12 protein-coding genes are annotated in these 17122 nt (G+C 64.1%); 9 read left to right on the forward strand and 3 right to left on the reverse strand.

Annotation, left to right across the window (positions count from 1 at the left end; all coding sequences use genetic code 11):
- Positions 1-2: 2 nt before the first annotated feature.
- Positions 3-1178: an acetyl-CoA C-acetyltransferase gene (locus tag WJU21_RS07850; RefSeq protein WP_346322852.1), complete on the reverse strand. Its 1176-nt coding sequence runs from the start codon at positions 1176-1178 to the stop codon at positions 3-5.
- A gap of 194 nt (positions 1179-1372) precedes the next feature.
- Here WJU21_RS07850 and phaR point away from each other — a divergent pair, with 194 nt between their 5' ends.
- The 6 genes from phaR (at position 1373) to WJU21_RS07880 (ending at position 8203) form a co-directional block, all read left to right on the forward strand.
- A complete protein-coding gene (gene phaR, locus WJU21_RS07855; RefSeq protein WP_346322853.1) occupies positions 1373-2002 on the forward strand; it encodes a polyhydroxyalkanoate synthesis repressor PhaR in 630 nt (209 codons plus the stop codon).
- A 176-nt stretch (positions 2003-2178) separates the two neighbouring features.
- Positions 2179-2838 (forward strand): cell wall hydrolase, encoded by a 660-nt coding sequence (locus WJU21_RS07860; RefSeq protein ID WP_346322854.1) that lies wholly within the window; start codon positions 2179-2181, stop codon positions 2836-2838.
- A gap of 83 nt (positions 2839-2921) precedes the next feature.
- Entirely contained in the window at positions 2922-4202 is a 1281-nt protein-coding gene (locus WJU21_RS07865; RefSeq protein ID WP_346322855.1) for an MFS transporter, read from the forward strand.
- A complete protein-coding gene (locus WJU21_RS07870) occupies positions 4195-5253 on the forward strand; it encodes a phosphotransferase family protein (protein ID WP_346322856.1) in 1059 nt (352 codons plus the stop codon). Before WJU21_RS07865 ends, WJU21_RS07870 begins: the two co-directional genes overlap by 8 nt.
- Positions 5254-5385: 132 nt before the next feature.
- Positions 5386-6660 (forward strand): acyl-CoA dehydrogenase family protein, encoded by a 1275-nt coding sequence (locus WJU21_RS07875; RefSeq protein WP_346322857.1) that lies wholly within the window; start codon positions 5386-5388, stop codon positions 6658-6660.
- Between the two features lie 10 nt (positions 6661-6670).
- The gene (locus WJU21_RS07880; protein ID WP_346322858.1) at positions 6671-8203 is read left to right on the forward strand and encodes a long-chain-fatty-acid--CoA ligase; all 1533 of its coding nucleotides are present in this window, start codon (positions 6671-6673) and stop codon (positions 8201-8203) included.
- 3 nt (positions 8204-8206) lie between these two features.
- On the opposite strand, the gene WJU21_RS07885 is transcribed toward WJU21_RS07880, so the two are convergent.
- Both WJU21_RS07885 and WJU21_RS07890 read right to left on the reverse strand, forming a co-directional pair.
- The gene (locus WJU21_RS07885) at positions 8207-10603 is read right to left on the reverse strand and encodes a TonB-dependent receptor (RefSeq protein ID WP_346322859.1); all 2397 of its coding nucleotides are present in this window, start codon (positions 10601-10603) and stop codon (positions 8207-8209) included.
- A gap of 207 nt (positions 10604-10810) precedes the next feature.
- Complete coding sequence (locus WJU21_RS07890; RefSeq protein ID WP_346322860.1) at positions 10811-13252, reverse strand: TonB-dependent receptor; 2442 nt, start codon at positions 13250-13252, stop codon at positions 10811-10813.
- Positions 13253-13519: 267 nt separating this feature from the next.
- Between WJU21_RS07890 and WJU21_RS07895 the strand changes: the two genes are divergently transcribed.
- From WJU21_RS07895 to WJU21_RS07905, 3 genes are all read left to right on the forward strand, one after another.
- Positions 13520-14326, forward strand: a complete 807-nt coding sequence (locus WJU21_RS07895) for an enoyl-CoA hydratase-related protein (protein ID WP_346322861.1) — start codon at positions 13520-13522, stop codon at positions 14324-14326.
- An 8-nt stretch (positions 14327-14334) separates the two neighbouring features.
- The gene (locus tag WJU21_RS07900; protein ID WP_346322862.1) at positions 14335-16194 is read left to right on the forward strand and encodes an AMP-binding protein; all 1860 of its coding nucleotides are present in this window, start codon (positions 14335-14337) and stop codon (positions 16192-16194) included.
- A gap of 80 nt (positions 16195-16274) precedes the next feature.
- Entirely contained in the window at positions 16275-17120 is an 846-nt protein-coding gene (locus WJU21_RS07905) for a GNAT family N-acetyltransferase (protein ID WP_346322863.1), read from the forward strand.
- The last annotated feature ends 2 nt before the right edge of the window (positions 17121-17122 follow it).

A 17122-nucleotide genomic window follows, 5' to 3' on the forward strand; every position in this document is an offset into this window, starting at 1 on the left:
GATTAGTCGCGTTCGACGCAGAGGGCGATGCCCATGCCGCCGCCGATGCACAGGGTCGACAGACCCTTCTTGGCGTCGCGCTTGCCCATTTCATGCAGCAGCGTGGTCAGCACGCGGGCGCCCGAGGCGCCGATAGGATGACCGATGGCGATGGCGCCGCCGTTGACGTTCACCTTGGCCGTATCCCAGCCCATGTCCTTGTTCACCGCACAGGCCTGGGCGGCGAAGGCTTCGTTGGCCTCGATCAGGTCCAGGTCGCCGACTTTCCAGCCGGCTTTCTCCAGCGCCTTGCGGCTGGCCGGGATCGGGCCCGAGCCCATGATCGCCGGATCGACGCCGGCCTGGGCCCACGAAGCGACGCGGGCCAACGGCGTCAGGCCGCGGCGCTTCACTTCCTCACCCGACATCAGCACCAGCGCGGCGGCGCCGTCGTTGATGCCGCTGGCATTGGCGGCGGTCACCGAACCGTCCTTGCTGAAGGCCGGGCGCATGCCGGACATCTTCTCCAGGGTGGCGTCGTGGCGGATGTACTCATCCTCGGCCACGATCACGTCGCCCTTGCGGCCCTTGATGGTGACAGGAACGATTTCGTCGGCGAACCGGCCGGCCTTCTGGGCGGCGGACGCCTTGGTCTGCGAGGCGAGGGCGAATTCATCCTGCTGGTCGCGGGTGATCTGCCACTGCTTCGCCACGTTCTCGGCCGTGGTGCCCATGTGATAGCCGTTGAAGGCGTCCCACAGGCCGTCCTTGATCATGGTGTCGATAAAGTTCAGGTCGCCCATCTTCACGCCCGAGCGCAGATACGCGGCATGCTGGGCCTGGCTCATGCTCTCCTGGCCACCGGCGACGATGATGTTGCCGTCACCGTTCTTGATCGCCTGCGTGGCAAGCGCAACCGTCCGCAGGCCCGAGCCGCACATCTGGTTGACGACCCAGGCGGAAACTTCCTTGGGGATGCCCGCGGCCATGGACGCCTGGCGGGCCGGGTTCTGGCCCTGGCCGGCGGTGAGGATCTGGCCGAAGATCACTTCTTCCACATCGGCGCCGACGACACCGGCGCGCTTCAGCGCCTCGGTCATCGCCACCTGACCCAGGTAATGGGCAGGAACGCCGCTCAGAGAGCCATTGAAAGAACCAACCGGCGTGCGCGCGGCACTGACGATATAGACCTCGGTCATCCTGCATCTCCCTGAAGCTGAGTCACCCTCGGCGCGTCCCGATTCGCCGCGCCCAAGAATGCGGCGGACCTTATAGTGCAGCGCGGTAGAATCAAGCGGTTTTAGGGAAGTAGGGCCTTGCGCGATGCAACATGAACGCGCAAGATGCTCAAAAGTTAGGCGCGCTTAAATGCTGGGCCAGGGGGGAAGAGTCGTTGAGGGAGCGTAAGATAGCAAAAGCACCGGAAACGCCGAAAGCCGCAGATGACGGCACCGAAAAAGCGCCGATCGTCATCAAGAAATACGCCAACCGGCGGCTGTACAATACGGCTACCAGCAGCTACGTGACGCTCGATTACCTGCGCGAGATGGTGAAGGAGGGCGACAACTTCGTCGTCTTCGATGCCAAGAGCGGTGACGATATTACCCGCACGGTGCTCGCCCAGATCATCTTCGAGCAGGAATCCAAGGGCGAGAATCTGCTGCCCATCAACTTCCTGCGCCAACTCATCCGGTTCTACGACGACACGTTGCAGGCGGCGCTGCCGAAATATCTCGACATGAGCATGGACCGGTTCACCCGCGACCAGGAAAAGATGCGCGAATATCTGGTGAATACGTTCACGCCCAAGCCGCCGCTCGCCCGGTTCGAGGATATGGCGCGCCAGAACATTGCCCTGTTCGAGCGCATGTTCAACATGTTCTCGCCGTTCTCGGCGCAGGCTGAGGGCGGGGAACAGCCCGCGCCGGAACCCGCACGGGAAAGCCCGGATGAATCGCTGGCGCAGGTAAAAGCCCAGCTCGACGCCCTGCAGAAGCAGTTGGAGCAGATCTCCAAGAAGTAGTGGCCAAGCCCTACTATATGTTGCCGTTTAGACACACAATCACGTCGAACTTCAGGTAATATTCTCCGTTTGCCCCAATTTTGGGCCAAAAACGCTTGCGCCTTGCGACCAGACCGACTACGTCCAGCCCGCTCGTCTGGGGCCGGGGTCGTAAATTCCGGTGCCGCGGGCACGGCATGAGTCGCCGTTCATGCGCTAACTACGCAGGGCAACACTCAGTAGTGAAGTTGATTAACAATACCTGGCATGTTGCCGTCGCGTTCGCTATCTGCGCCGGCATCATGACGATCCCCGCGAGCGCGGGGCTCCACCACCGATCGCCGCTGGAATCCTGGGCCCAACATCGCATGGCGATGCTGGAAGTTGCCGTAGGGACCAAGCTGCCGACGTCGGTCCATGAACTCGTCGACTTCGCGAATGTTCCCGGCGCCGAAGACACGCAGCAATATTGCCTGGCTCAGGCGGTCTACTTCGAGGCACGCGGCGAACCGACCGAAGGTCAGGCCGCCGTGGCCCGCGTGATTCTGAACAGGGTCGGCGACGACCGCTATCCGGGCACCATCTGCGGGGTGGTTTTCCAGAACCAGCAAAACCTGAACCGGTGCCAGTTCCACTTCGCCTGCGACGGCCTGTCCGACCGGCCGCACGATCCGGCGGCGTGGGACACGGCCAACCGTATCGCCTATATGGTGCGCGAAAACTGGCTGCCGGATCCCGTCGGCGACTCGAAATATTTTCACGCCGTCTCGGTCGGCAAGCCCGACTGGGCACGGCGGATGGTGCAGACAGCCAAACTTGGCGGCCATCTTTTCTACACCGAGAAGCGCTCGGACTGATCCGGCGGCCCGGCTCAGTCCGGTCTAGGCGGCAGGGGCGATTGCGGCTAGGCTCCGGCTCGAACTGAACCGGACCGACGCCATTGAAGATTGCCACCCTGCCCGCGGGCCTTGCCCTGCGTATCCTGACCGCGTTCGGCTTCGGCTTCTTTCTCTCCATGTTCTGCCGCTCCAGCGGCAACCTGCTGAAAGGGCCCGTCCAGGCCGACCTGGGCCTGTCCGAGGCGACCATGGGCCTGACCTTCGGGACGGCCTTCTTCATCGCCTTCGGCCTGGCCCAATTGCCCATCGGCGTGCTGCTCGACCGCTACGACCCACGCCGGGTCTGCGCCTTCATGCTGCTGGTCGCTGCCGCGGGCACGCTGGTCTTCGCCTTTTCCCATACCAGCGGCCACATGGCGGTGGGACGCGTGCTGATGGGCATGGGGTTCGCCGCCTGCATGATGTCGGCGCTCAAGACCTATTCGCTGTGGTTCCCGGTGAACAAGCTGCCGACCATCAACGGCATCCAGTTCTCGGTCGGCATCCTGGGAGCCATTTCGGCCACCAAGCCGACCCAGTGGCTGCTGGAGGTGACCGATTGGCGCGGCATCAATCTGACCATGGCGGCGCTCACGATGCTGGCCGCCGTGCTGCTGCTGACCATCGCGCCGAAGCACCTGTCGAAGGCGTCGGGCGAGAGCCTGCTGAGTCAGATCAAGGGCATCGGCAAGGTGTATGGCGACGGCTATTTCTGGCGCACGACGCCATGGGCGTTCATCTCCATCGGCATCTCGCAGGGCATCGGCACGCTTTACGTGATTTCCTGGCTGAAGGGCGCAGGCGGGTTGAGCCTGTCCGGCGCCACCGACATCCTGTTCCTGATCGCCTTCGTGTCGATCTTCAACTACCTGCTGGTCGGCTTCCTGATGGAATGGCTGGGAAAGCGCGGCTTCGGCCCGATGACCGTGCCCTATACCGGCATTTTCCTCAGCATGGTGGTACTGGGCCTGATCGTCGCCTTTCCCGGCATGACCCTGCTGTGGGTGTTCTGGGCGCTGTCGATCGGCTGGAGCAGCCTTACCCTGGCCAGCCTGGCGCGGGCGTTCCCCGTGCATCTGGCGGGACGGGTCTATACCGGCTTCAACCAGATGAGCTTCCTGATGACGTCCATCGTCCAGTGGGTCGTCGGCAGCCTGCTGGACTTCTATCCGCGCGTCGGCGTCGACGCGGCGCCGGACAGCTACCGGCTTGCCTTCGCCGCGGTGCTGGGGATACAGGTTCTCGGTGGCCTGTGGACCGCCGCCGCGCGCTTCCTGCGCATCGGCGAGCAGAGCATGATCGAACGGGAGGCGACGATGACCAAGCAGGACGGCAATGTCTGACCAGGATCTGTTTACCGGGACCCAGCCGGTCTCGCCCGGCCGGGCATTCGACATCGCCAGGCTGCAGGCCTTCATGGAAGAGCATGTGGCCGGCTTCACCGGGACCGTCGAGGCGCGCGAGTTCAAGGGCGGCCAGTCCAATCCCACCTACAGCCTGACCGCCGGCGGCAAGCGCTACGTCATGCGCCGCAAGCCGCCGGGGCAGCTGCTGAAGTCCGCGCATGCCGTCGACCGGGAATATAAGGTCATGTCGGCGCTTGGCGCCACCGACGTGCCGGTCCCGAAAACCTACGCCCTGTGCACCGACGAGAGCGTCATCGGCACCTGGTTCTACATCATGGACCACATGGACGGCCGCATCATCTGGGGCAACGACGTGCCGGAGTCGAACCCGGAAGAGCGGGCCGCGATCCACGAATCGATGATCGAGACATTCGCGCGGCTGCATGCGGTGGACTACCAGGCGATCGGCCTGTCCGATTATGGCAAGCCCACCGATTACATCGCCCGTACGCTCAGCCGCTTCATCGGCCAGTACCGGCTGGAGGAAACCACCAAGATTCCCGAAATGGACTGGCTGGCCGAGTGGCTGCCCGCCAACATCCCGCCCGAGGAGCCGGCCACCATCGTCCACGGCGACTACAAGCTGGCCAACCTTGTGCTGCATCCGACCGAGCCCAGGGTTATCGGCATCCTGGACTGGGAGTTGTCGACCATCGGCCAGCCGCTGGCCGACCTTGCCGTCTATGCGCTCTATTATCGCCAGGGCGAGGACGTCCCCGGCGGCCTGCAACATCTTCCCCTGAAGGACATGGGCATCCCCACGGAGGACGAGATGCTGACGCTCTATTGCAAATATTCGGGCCGAAGCAGCGTGCCGCACTGGGAATATTACCTGGCCGCCATGCTGTTCCGCCACGCGCAGATCTCGCTGGGCATCCTGGCCCGCGCCCAGAAGGGCACGGCGGCCAGCGACCAGGCCATGATGATGGGCAGGCGCGCCTGGCCGCAATCGAAGGCGGCCTACGACATCGCCCGGCGGCTGGCCTGACCGCCGACAGCAGGGCCGGTATCTCGCAAACCTTCATCCACGCCCTTTTCCCGTTAACAGCCGGTAACCGAGCGCCTATAGTGCCCGACGACCGGGCCTTCGGGCCGCCACCGTCCGACAGGGGAGACGATCATGGACTTCACGATTCCGGCCGATATCCAGGCCAAGCTCGACGCGCTCGACGCCTTCATCGAGAAGGAAATCAAGCCGCTCGAGAACGAGAACGACAACATTCGTTTCTTCGATCACCGCCGCGAGCATTCGCGGACCGATTGGGACAATGACGGCCAGCCCAACGCCGAATGGGAAGAGCTGCTGCGCGAGATGCGCCGCCGCGCCGACAAGGCCGGCCATTTGCGCTATGCCCTGCCCAAGGAAGTGGGCGGCGATGGCGGCTCGAATCTGGGCATGGCGATCATCCGCGAGCACCTGGCCAAGAAGGGCCTGGGCCTGCACAACGACCTGCAGAACGAAAGCTCCATCGTCGGCAATTTCCCGTTCGTGCACATGCTGATGGGTTTCGCCAGCAAGGAGCACAAGGAGCAGTTCCTCGAGCCGACGATCACCGGCAAGGCCCGGGTCGCCTTCGGCCTGACGGAACCGGCCCATGGTTCGGACGCCACCTGGATGGAGACCAACGCGGTCCGCCAGGGCGACGACTGGATCATCAACGGCGAGAAGATGTGGAACACCGGCCTGCATCACGCCACCCACGACATGATCTACGCCCGCACCTCGGGCAAGCCGGGCGACGCCAAGGGCATCACCTGCTTCTTCGTGCCCACCAACTCGCCGGGCTTCAAGGTCGAGAAGTTCATGTGGACCTTCAACATGCCGACGGATCACGCCCACGTGACCCTGCGCGACGTGAAGGTGCCGCATTCGTCGATCTTCGGTGAAGAAGGCCTTGGCCTTCAGGTCGCGCAGACCTTCCTGCACGAGAACCGCATCCGCCAGGCCGCATCCGGCGTCGGCGTCGGCCAGTACTGCATCAACGAGTCGGTCGAATATGCCAACAACCGCATCGTCTTCGGCAAGCCGATCTCGGCCAACCAGGCGATCCAGTGGCCGCTGGCCGAACTGCAGACCGAATGCGAGATGGTCCGCTGGCTGGTGCGCAAGACGGCCTGGGAACTGGACCGCCACAACCACATGGAAGTCTCGGACGCGGTCTCCATGTGTAACTACCGCGGCAACCGCCTGGCCTGCAACGCGGCCGACCAGGCGATGCAGACCCATGGCGGCATGGGCTATTCGCGGCACAAGCCGTTCGAGCACATCTATCGCCATCATCGCCGCTACCGCATCACGGAAGGCTCGGAAGAGATCCAGATCCGCAAGGTGGCGGGCTACCTGTTCGGCTTCCAGGGTCCGAAGAAGCAGGCACGCCTGAAGGCCGCCGAGTAGCCACGAACCCATGCTGCTTTCGCTCGGCCTGCGCCGTACCGCACAGCTTCGCGGACACCACACGGCGATCATCGAACCGGGCAGGCGGCTGAGCTGGGCCGAGGTAGAGGACCGGGTTTCCCGGTTCGCCTCGGCCTTGCGCGTTCTGGGGGTGGAGACCGGCGACCGGGTCGCGGTCATGGCCGACAATGCCGGCTGGCATATCGAGGCCTATTTCGCCATTCCCTGGGCAGGCGCGGCCATCGCCCCGGTCAACACCCGCTGGGCGCTGCCCGAGATCATCGACGGACTGAACGACTGCGCGCCCCGGGTCATGATCGTCGATGACGCCCACCTCGACCTGCTGCCCGGCGTGCTGGCGGGCGCGCCATCGATCGACATCGTGATCGCCACCGGCGCGACGCCCGCCGGCGCCCATGACCTGGAAACGCTGATCGCGGCCGCCCGGCCCATGCCACCCGAGCCGGTCCCCCACGATCAGCTCGCCGGCATCTTCTACACCGGTGGCACCACCGGCCGGTCGAAAGGGGTGATGCTCAGTCAGCGCAACCTCTACATGCACAGCCTGATGATGATCGCGGAGGACATGTTCCATCCGGATTCCGTCGGCCTGCATGCGGCGCCCATGTTCCATCTGGCCGACGTGGGCACGGTGATGGGCGCCACCATGTCGGGCGGCAGCCATGTCTGCCTGCCCCGCTTCGAGCCCGAGGCGACCATGAAGGCGATCCAGGACCACGGCGTGACCGAGGTCTATCTGGTGTCGACCATGCTGCGCGCCGTGCTCGACCATCCGAGTTTCGATGACTACGACCTGTCCTCGCTTCGCAGCATGATCTACGGCGCCTCGCCCATTGCCGAGACGCTGCTGGTCCGGGCACTGGAGAAAATTCCCAAGGCCGGCTTCATGCAGCGCTACGGCATGACCGAGACCACCGGTTTCTTCACCCTGCTCAAGCCGCCATTCCAGGTGCTCGGCGGCGCCAAGCTGCGATCCGCAGGCCAGCCGATCCACGGCATGGACGTGCGCATCGTCGACGGGAACGGCGACGAAGTGCCGCGCGGCACTGTGGGTGAAGTGGCAGTCTCGGGACCGACGATCATGCTCGGCTACTGGAACAGGCCGGAAGAAACCAGCCAGGCCGTGCGCGGCGGCCGCATGTTCACCGGCGACCTGGCCCATATGGACGAGGACGGTTTCGTCTTCGTCGCCGACCGGCTCAAGGACATGATCATCTCGGGCGGCGAGAATATCTATTCGGGCGAGGTGGAGAACGCGCTCTACCGCCATCCGGCCGTCGCCCAGTGCGCGGTGATCGGCATTCCCAGCGAAAAATGGGGCGAAGCGGTGCACGCGGTGATCGTGCCGCGCGCCGGCCACGAAATATCCGATGATGCACTGGACGAGCACTGCCGGGCGCTGATCGCGGCCTACAAATGTCCCAAGAGCTATGAATTCAGCACCGAGCCGCTGCCGCTGACCGGGGCGGGCAAGGTGCTGAAATATTCGCTGCGCGAACCTCACTGGAAGGCGGCGGAATAGTCGTCAGAATCTGACGGACGCTTCCACCGAAAGCTGTCGTCCACGGGTCAGGTCGAGGACGCGGTCGTCGCCATTCGCCGGCAGGTAGGTCCGGGAGCCGCTGGTGGCGACCGCCCGCCTGTCGGTCAGGTTCTTGCCGATAAAGGCAAGCTGCCAGCGCCCGTCGGGATCGCCGACCGACACGTTGACGTCGAACAGCACATAGGCGGGCTGAACATAGTCGTCCAGCGCCAGATCGTTGGTGAAATAGGCGCTCGAGAACTGCATGTTACCCGTCAGCCCGAGCTGCAGCGCATTGCCTAGCGGCACGCTCAGATCGGCGGCGATGTTGCCGGCCCAGCGGGGCGCACGAGCACCGCGGCGGCCATTGATGTCCCGCTCCGGATGGCTGTCCGGGTCGGCGACATAGGGCTTGGTGAATTGCGCATCCGTATAGGCCAGCGAGCCGAAGATGCTGAACCCGTCGACCGTCGTCGCCCAGTGGAAGTCCAGGTCGGCGCCCTTGGTGGTCAGCTCGCTGGCGTTGGTGGTGACATATTGTGCCCTGAGCGGGTCGAAGTGCTGGGCCTGCAAATCCTCGAACACGTAATAATAGATCGAGCCGTTCAGGGTCAGCGTCCCGGCGAACAGCCGCGTCTTCGCGCCCAGTTCACCGCCGATCGCGGTCTCGGAATCGAACGAGACCAGGTCGGTGGCGGCGGCGCGCACTGCCGGGCTGGCGCTGAGAAGACCAGACAATGTGGCCGAGGGAAATGCCGAATTGTCGATGCCGCCCGACTTGAAACCGGTCTTGAAGGCGCCGAACAGGGTCAAGTCCCGATTGGCGCGCCATGTCAGCGAGGCCTCGGGCGAGAGGTCGTTGTCCTTGAAGCGGATTTGCCCGGAATCAAAGCCGCTGGCGACGAAAGCCGGCGTTGCCGAGAGCAGCGCATGGACATAGGGAACGGTGAACACCGAATCCTTCGTCTCGGTGCTCCAGCGGGCACCCGCCGTCAGTTCGAGCGTTTCGGACAACTGCAGGCTGACGCTGCCGAAAACCGAATAGGCATCGGTGTCGGTGATGAAGCGCTTGTACCAGTCATAGGTGCTGCCGGTAATCGGATCGGCGCCGAGCAGCGAGATGGCGGCGATCTGCTGGGCCGAGGCGTAGACGATGTGCCGTGTCTCGAAGAACGCGCCCAGCATGAAGTTGACCATGCCGTCATACGAACTGCTCAGCCGCAATTCCTGGCTGACCTGTCGCAGGTCGTGCCGCGGCAGGCCGCCGGCCAGGCCGAAGCCAACGCCCTGAAACAGGCCGCCGAAGCTGTACTGTTCCTGCTCGTGCGCGGACTGATCAAAATAGCCGGTGACCGACGACAGGGTCAGCGCGTCGGCCAGTTCCCAATCGAACTTGAACCGGCCGAACCAGATCTGCGAGCGGCCGAAACTGGCCCCGCCCTTGTTGTCCAATCCCAGCGGCGGCTTTTTTGCCAGCACGGGCGGCGAATCGGGCAGGAAATATTGCTTGCCCGAAGTATCGCAGGCATAGCCCGCCGGCACCCGCAGCGCGCCGCTCAGCAGCACCAACGGGTCGGCCATGCCGTTGGCGCCGCAATCGACCACGACGAAGCGCAACGGCCCGTCGTTCTCAAAACGGATGTGGTTCAGCTTGAGGTTCGCCGAGAAACGGTCCGAGGGATCCAGCTGAAAGGTCGTTCGGATGTTGGCGTTCTGCTCGCCGCGCACCGGGTGCGCGGCGCCCGGTGCGGCATTGCGAAAGAGCCGGGCAATGTCGTTGAACTGGGCCGACAGGCGAAACCCCAGCGTCTCGGTGACCGGCCCCGAGACGTAGGCGGCCAGCGTATAGCCGCGCTCCTCGAACTCGTAGGCCGCCCTGCCGCCCGCTTCCCATTCATCGGCAGGATCGGCGGAGTTGAACGACAGGACCCCGGCCGAGGCGCTTTTGCCGAAATACAGCGATTGCGGGCCCTTGAGCACCTCGATCTGGCGCATGTCGTCGAAGCCGAACTGCAACACCCGCATGGAACTGACCACCACGTCGTCGAAGTTCAGCGCCACCGCGGAATCGAAGGCGGCAGACAGGTTGGAAGAGCCGACGCCGCGCAGGCTGATCGAACCGCCAGACCCTGGCCCGCCCACCTGCACGCGCAGGGTCGGCACCAGAGTCATGATGTCCTCGGGCTTGTCGAACTGGAAGCGCGCGATCTCGGCGGCGCCGACGGCGGTTACCGTGACGGGCACGGCCTGCAGGCTTTCCTCCTGCTTGCGGGCGGAAACCGTGATCGATTCGGGGTGCAGGGCCGGGCGCGCGACATCCTGCGCCCACGCCGGCAGGGTTTGCAGCATGGCGCTCAATGCACAAAATCCGGCGAGCGCCCCCGCTGACCTTCCCGACACGTTTCCCGCCCAAATATTCTTGCAACCGGCAGCACCCCTCGCGGCGGCCACGGATTGAATTTATCTCACCACGCCCGCCAGACAAGGCGGCGTGTTTCATCAATGACAGCATTTATTTCAGGCGCCTGTGTCCCGCCTGCCGGCCAATAGCACAGGCTGCCCGAATTACATTCGGGCAGCCAGGCAGCATCTGGAGACGATCTGTCCCTAGAACTTGAAAGAAGCCTCCACCGAGAGCTGCCGGCCACGATTCAGGTTGAGTATCTGGTCGTCGCCGGCCAGCAGGCCCTGCGGGTTCCCTGCCGGGGCGAGGAAGGGCCGCCCGCCGCTGGTGGAAATATAGCGCTTGTCGGCCAGGTTCGAGCCGATGAACGCCACCTGCCAGCGGCCATCCGGATCGCCAACGGATACCGCCAGATCGAATGTCACGAAGGAACCCTGGACGATGTCGTCGAACGAATCCTCGTTGGTGAAGTATTTGCCGCTGTACTGCATGTTGCCCGTGATCCCGAATTCCAGGGCGTTGCCCAGCGGCACCCGCAGGTCCGCCCCCACATTGCCCGACCATTTGGGCGCGCGCGCGACGGCTCGACCCTGGAGGTTGTCGATCACTGTGTCGTTGGGATTGGGGTCGAATGGCGCCGTGTACTTGGCCTCGGTATAGGCAATGGAGCCATAAAGACGCAGGCCGTCCACCGGCGTCAGCCAGTTCAGGTCCATGTCGAATCCCTTGGTGGTCACCTCGCCGGCATTGGACGTGGAGAACTGGATGGACACGGCATCGAAGTTCTGCACCTGCAGGTTCTTGAACACATAATAGAAGGCCGTCGCGTTCACCGTCAGGGATTCATCGATCCACTGGGACTTCACGCCGATTTCGCCGCCCTTGGCCGTTTCGGATTCGTAGATCAGCGCATCGGCTGTCGCCGCCCTGACGGCTGGATCTGGACTGGCAAAACCCAGCAGATTCGATGACGGCAGCGCGCTGTTGTCGATGCCGCCCGACTTGAAGCCGGTCTTGTATGATCCGTAGACATTGACGTCCGGTGTCACCTGGTAGGCCAGCGTCACTTCGGGCGAGAGGTTGTTGTCCTTGAACTGGATCGGCCCGGAATCGAAGCCACTGCCGATGAAGGCCGGGCCCGATGACAAGAAGGTGTGCACATAGGGCACCAGAATGGTGTTGGTCTTCTTCTCGTGGGTCCAGCGTACGCCGCCCGACAACTCGAGATCGTCGGTGATATCGAACGCCACGCTGCCGAATACCGAAAAGGCATCGCCGTTGGTGATGTGGCGCTTGTACCAGTCGTAGCTGTTGCCGGTGACGGGGTCGCGTCCGACCAGCGAGATGTTGACCGCCTGCTGCCCCGTATTGAACTCGACATGCCGGCTTTCAAAGAAGGCGCCGAGCATGAAATTGAAGAAGCCGTCGAAGTCGCTGGCGAGGCGCAATTCCTGGCTGAACTGCCTGAGCTGGTGGTCGGTTTCGCCGGTACCGACGCCGAACGAAACACCGCCCAGCAAGCCGCCATAGCTGTATTCGTCCAGGTCCTGGGCCGACTGGGTCACGTAGCCGGTGACCGAGGACACGGTCAGGCTGTCGGTGATGTCCCAGTCCATCTTCAGGATGGTGAACAGCGTCTCGGCGATACCATAGGGAATACCGTTGTTGTTGCCGGGCTTGTGCGCCCCGTCAAATCCCTGGATCGCGAGCGGCGGCGCGATATCCGGCAGGAAGAAGGTCTTGCCCGATGTGTCGCAGCCGTAACCCGGCGGCACCACGAAGCCGCCGCCGAGCAGGTAAATCCCGTCCGGCTGGCCGTTCTTGCCGCAATCGTTCACCGCGTAGAAAATGGCGCCGTCGTTCTCGTGCTTGACGTAGTTCACCTTCAGATTGGCCGAGAAATTGTCGGTGGGGTCGAACTGCAAGGTGACCCGGCCGTTGAAGTTCTGTTCGCCGCGCTTGGGATCGGCGACCGGCGCGGTGTTGAACAGCAGCTTCTGGACATCGTTGAAGCGGGCTGCCACGCGAATGCCCAGCTTGTCGGTGATCGGTCCCGATGCAAAGGCCTCGAGCGTATAGCCGCGCTCCTCGAACTCGTAGGCTGCCTTGCCGCCGAACTCCCAGTCGGGAGTGGGGTTTTTCGATTTGATCGACAGCACGCCGGCCGAGGCGCTCTTGCCGAAGAACAGCGATTGCGGCCCCTTCAGCACCTCGATCTGCTGGATATCCATGAAGCCCGATTGCAGGATCCGCATGGTGCTGATCTGCACGCCATCGAAATCCAGCGCCACAGCGGAGTCGAAAGCCGCCGAGATGTTCGACGAGCCGACGCCGCGCAGGCTGAGCTGGGCGCCGGAACCCGAGCCGCCGATCTGGACATTCAGGGTCGGAATGCGGGTGACCACGTCCTCGACCTTGTCGAAGTTGAAACGCTCGACATCCGCGCCGCCGATGGCCGTCACCGCCACCGGTACTTCCTGCAGGGTTTCCTCCTGCTTGCGCGCCGTTACCGTGATGGTTTCGGTCTTCCGCTCCACTTCCGGCGCAAGCTCCTGGGCCGCCGCCGGTTCTGCCCAAACGCCGCCTGCGACGAGAACGGCCGCCAGCGGGATGGATATCGCGATGCGATGTCTCGATGCATTCATGGCCTCTCACCTCCCCAGGCAAAAAGTACGCGGATGCGGTATTTTTTATACTTTGATTTACCAATCGATTATTGAACAGATGTCTTGCCAGCGCCGTTCGTCAACTTCTCCAGTTGAATATTCTACTCCCGGTCATGCGAGTCAATTTAAAATGTGTAACGCTGTATAGAGTTCAGCCGTGACTTTATCTTTGATTGCGCCCGGTGATCGCCACGTTGCCAAGCGCGGCTCGCGCCGCATAGACTGGCGCGTTACTGGGGAAACGGGATGCTGAAACCTGAAGAATTCGTCCACGTCATCTATGACGTGAAGGATCATGTCGCGACGGTCACCTTGAACCGTCCGAAAATCTACAATGCGCTCAATCACCGCGCCTATGACGAGCTGGAAACGTCGTTCCTGCTGGCGCATGACGATGCGGAGGTGCGCGTCATCGTGCTCACCGGCGCCGATCCGGGTTTCTGCTCGGGAGACGACGTGCGCGCCATCATGGCGGGCAACGAACGCGAGGGCAGCGTCCACCGCCTGACCCGCGTCAAACCGGTGCCGACGCCGGCCGCCACCGCCATCATGGATTGCGGCAAACCGATCATCGCGGCGGTAAACGGGGCGGCCATGGGCTGGGGCATGGACCTGTCGCTGATGGCCGACATCCGCATCGCCTCGGACAAGGCCAGGTTTTCCGAGCTGTTCGTCAAGCGCGGCCTGATCACCGACCTGGGCGGCCTGACCCGCCTGCCGCTGGTCGTCGGGGTGCAGAAAGCGGCGGAGTTGCTGTTCACCGGTGACATCATCGACGCCGCCGAGGCCGAGCGTATCGGCCTTGTGCTCAAGACTGTCCCCCATGCCGAACTGATGCCGGCGGCCTACGCCATGGCGGCGAAGATCGCCGCCAATCCGCCGCTCGCGGTGCAACACCTGAAGGAAGGGCTGCGCAAGACCACCTATGGCGACCACCGCGAGATCGGCAGCTGGATCGCCCACATCCTGGGCATCCTGTTCCAGACCGAAGACCACAAGGAGGGCGTAGCCAGCTTCCTGGAGAAGCGCCCCGCCCAATTCACCGGACGCTGAGGCCACACATGGACCAGAAGACCAACCTCGCCCCGTTCCTGCCGATCCCCTACGCCGAGCCGCAGGGCAAGATGGTGCGCCGGCCGGACGGCAGCATCATCGTCGACACCCTGCTGCAGCTGGGCGACTACGAGCCCAACGTGGTCGCGTTCCTGCGCCAGTGGGCGGCGAAGGTGCCGGACCGGCTGTGGATCGCGCAGCGGGCGAAGGACCGCAGCTGGGAGAGCATCACCTATGGCGAGGGCCTGCGGAAGGTGAACGCGATCTCGCAGGCGCTGCTCGATCGCGGCCTCGACGGCTCGAAGCCGGTCATGATCCTGTCCGGCAATTCCATCAACCAGGCGCTGCTGGTGATGGGCGCCATGCAGGTGGGCATTCCCGCCTCGCCGGTCGCCACCGCCTATTCGACCATGCCGGGCGCCCACTCCAAGCTGCACCATGTGTTCAACCTGATCGAGCCGAAACTGATCTTCGTCGAGCAGGGCACGCCGTTCGAAGGGGCGCTGGCCTCCCTCGACCTCGAGGGGGTCGAACTGGTGGCCCATGAGGATCCGCCGCGCGGCTTCCGGGCGACGCCGTTCAGCGACCTGACGGCGACGACGCCGACCGACGCGGTCAAGGCGGCCTACCACCGCACCGGTCCCGACACCGTCGGCAAGTACCTGTTCACATCCGGCTCGACCGGCATGCCCAAGGGCGTGGCGCAGACCCAGCGGATGATGTGCTCGAACCAGAGGGCCAACGAGATCATCTTCCCGCGCGATCCCGACTACGCGCCGGTGCTGGTCGACTGGCTGCCGTGGAACCACTGCTATGGCGGCAACTCCAACTTCAACGGCGTGCTGAGCCAGGGCGGCTCGTTCTACATCGACGACGGCAAGCCGCTGCCCGAGTTCCTCGGCCGCACGGTCGAGAACCTGCGCGAGATCGCGCCGACCGAATATCTGTCGGTCGCCGCCGGCCACGCGCTGGTCGTGCACGCGTTGGAGGAGGACAAGAACCTCGCCCGCCACTTCTTCTCCAGCGTCCGCAAGCTGGGCTATGGCGGCGCCAGCCTGCCGCACGAGATCTGGCAGCGCTACCAGGACCTGGCGGTGCGCGAGACCGGCCAGCGGCTGCTGTTCCGCACCGGCTGGGGCTCGACCGAGACCGGACCGGTATCCTCGACCCTGCACTGGCCCATCGAGGGCACCGGCAATGTGGGCCTGCCCATGCCCGGCACGACGCTGAAGCTGGTGCCCAACGGCGACAAGCTGGAAGTGCGGGTGAAAGGCCCGAACATCTTCACCGGCTATTATCGCCAGCCGGAAAAGACCGCCGAGGCATTCGACGAGGAAGGCTTCTACAAGATCGGCGACGCACTGGCGCTGGTGGACGAGAACGACATCAATCAGGGGCTGCGCTTCAACGGCCGCGTGGTCGAGGATTTCAAGCTGACCTCGGGCACCTTCGTGTCGGTGGGCACCTTGCGGGTGCAGGTCAACGACGCCTGCGCGCCTGCCGTGGCCGACAATCTGATCGCCGGCCACGACAAGGACTTCGTCGGCAGCCTGCTGTGGCCAAATGTGGCCGCCTGCCGGAAGATCGCCGGCGTCGGCGACGACATGCCCGTGGCGGAACTGATCCGCCACCCGAAAGTTATCCAGCACATCAGGAATGGCCTCGACGCCCACAACAAGGCCCGGCCCGGCTCGTCCACCCGCATCCAGCGGGCGCTGCTGATGGTGGAGCCGCCGTCCATGGAGAACCACGAGATCACCGAGAAGGGCTACGTCAACCAGCGGGCCGCGCTGGAAAACCGCGCCAACCTGGAAGCCAGGCTGTTCGAGCAGCCGCCGGGCCCGGATGTGCTCGACCTGCGCTCCTAGCCCTCACCGCCGCGCGCGTGCTGTAATGGCGCGCGCATTGCGCGTTGGCGCCCGAATTGCAGCCGGAGAGTGAACAGACCATGGCCGAAGACAACTACGTGATCCGCACGGCGACCCGGGACGAAGTCGATATGATCGTCGACTGGGCCGCGAAGGAAGGCTGGAATCCAGGGCTGCGGGACGCGGAATGCTTCTATACCGCCGATCCGGACGGCTTCCTGGTCGGCGTGCTGGACGGCAGGATCATCACCGCCGTCTCGGCTGTTTCCTACGGGGCGTCCTTCGCGTTCATGGGTTTCTATATCTGCGCCCCGGAACATCGCGGCGACGGCTATGGCTTCAAGATCGCCAATTTCGGCCGCGATTCACTGAAAGCCCGCACCATCGGCCTCGACGGGGTGGTCGAGCAGCAGGACAATTACGCCGAATGGGGCTTCACCCTGGCGCACCCGAATTACCGCTACGGCGGCACGCCCACCGGATTGGGCGGCCCGGACGACGGCGTCCGCCCGCTGACGCCGGCCGACATGCACAGCGTCTACGCCATGGACCTGGCCTGTTTCGGTTACGAGCGGAAGTCGTTTCTCGATGCCTGGGTGTCAGCCGAGGGGCACCGGGCGCTGGGCTGCTTCCAGGGCAGCCGGCTCGACGGCTTCTGCGTCACCCGACCGTGCCGGGAAGGCACCAAGATCGCCCCGCTGTTCGCCGTCTCGGCCGAGGTGGCCGAACGCCTGTTCGACGCGGCCGCGCGGCACGCGGCCGCGCCGGTCTTTCTCGACGTGCCCGAACCCAACGAGGCCGCGATCGCCCTGGCAGACCGCAAGGGCCTGACCAGGGTTTTCGAGACCGCACGCATGTATTCGGGTCCGATTCCCCTGCTGCCGCTGGGGGAAATCTACGGCATCACCAGCTTCGAGCTGGGATAGGC

The organism is Emcibacter sp. SYSU 3D8, from assembly GCF_039655875.1.
GTDB lineage: Bacteria > Pseudomonadota > Alphaproteobacteria > SMXS01 > SMXS01 > RI-34.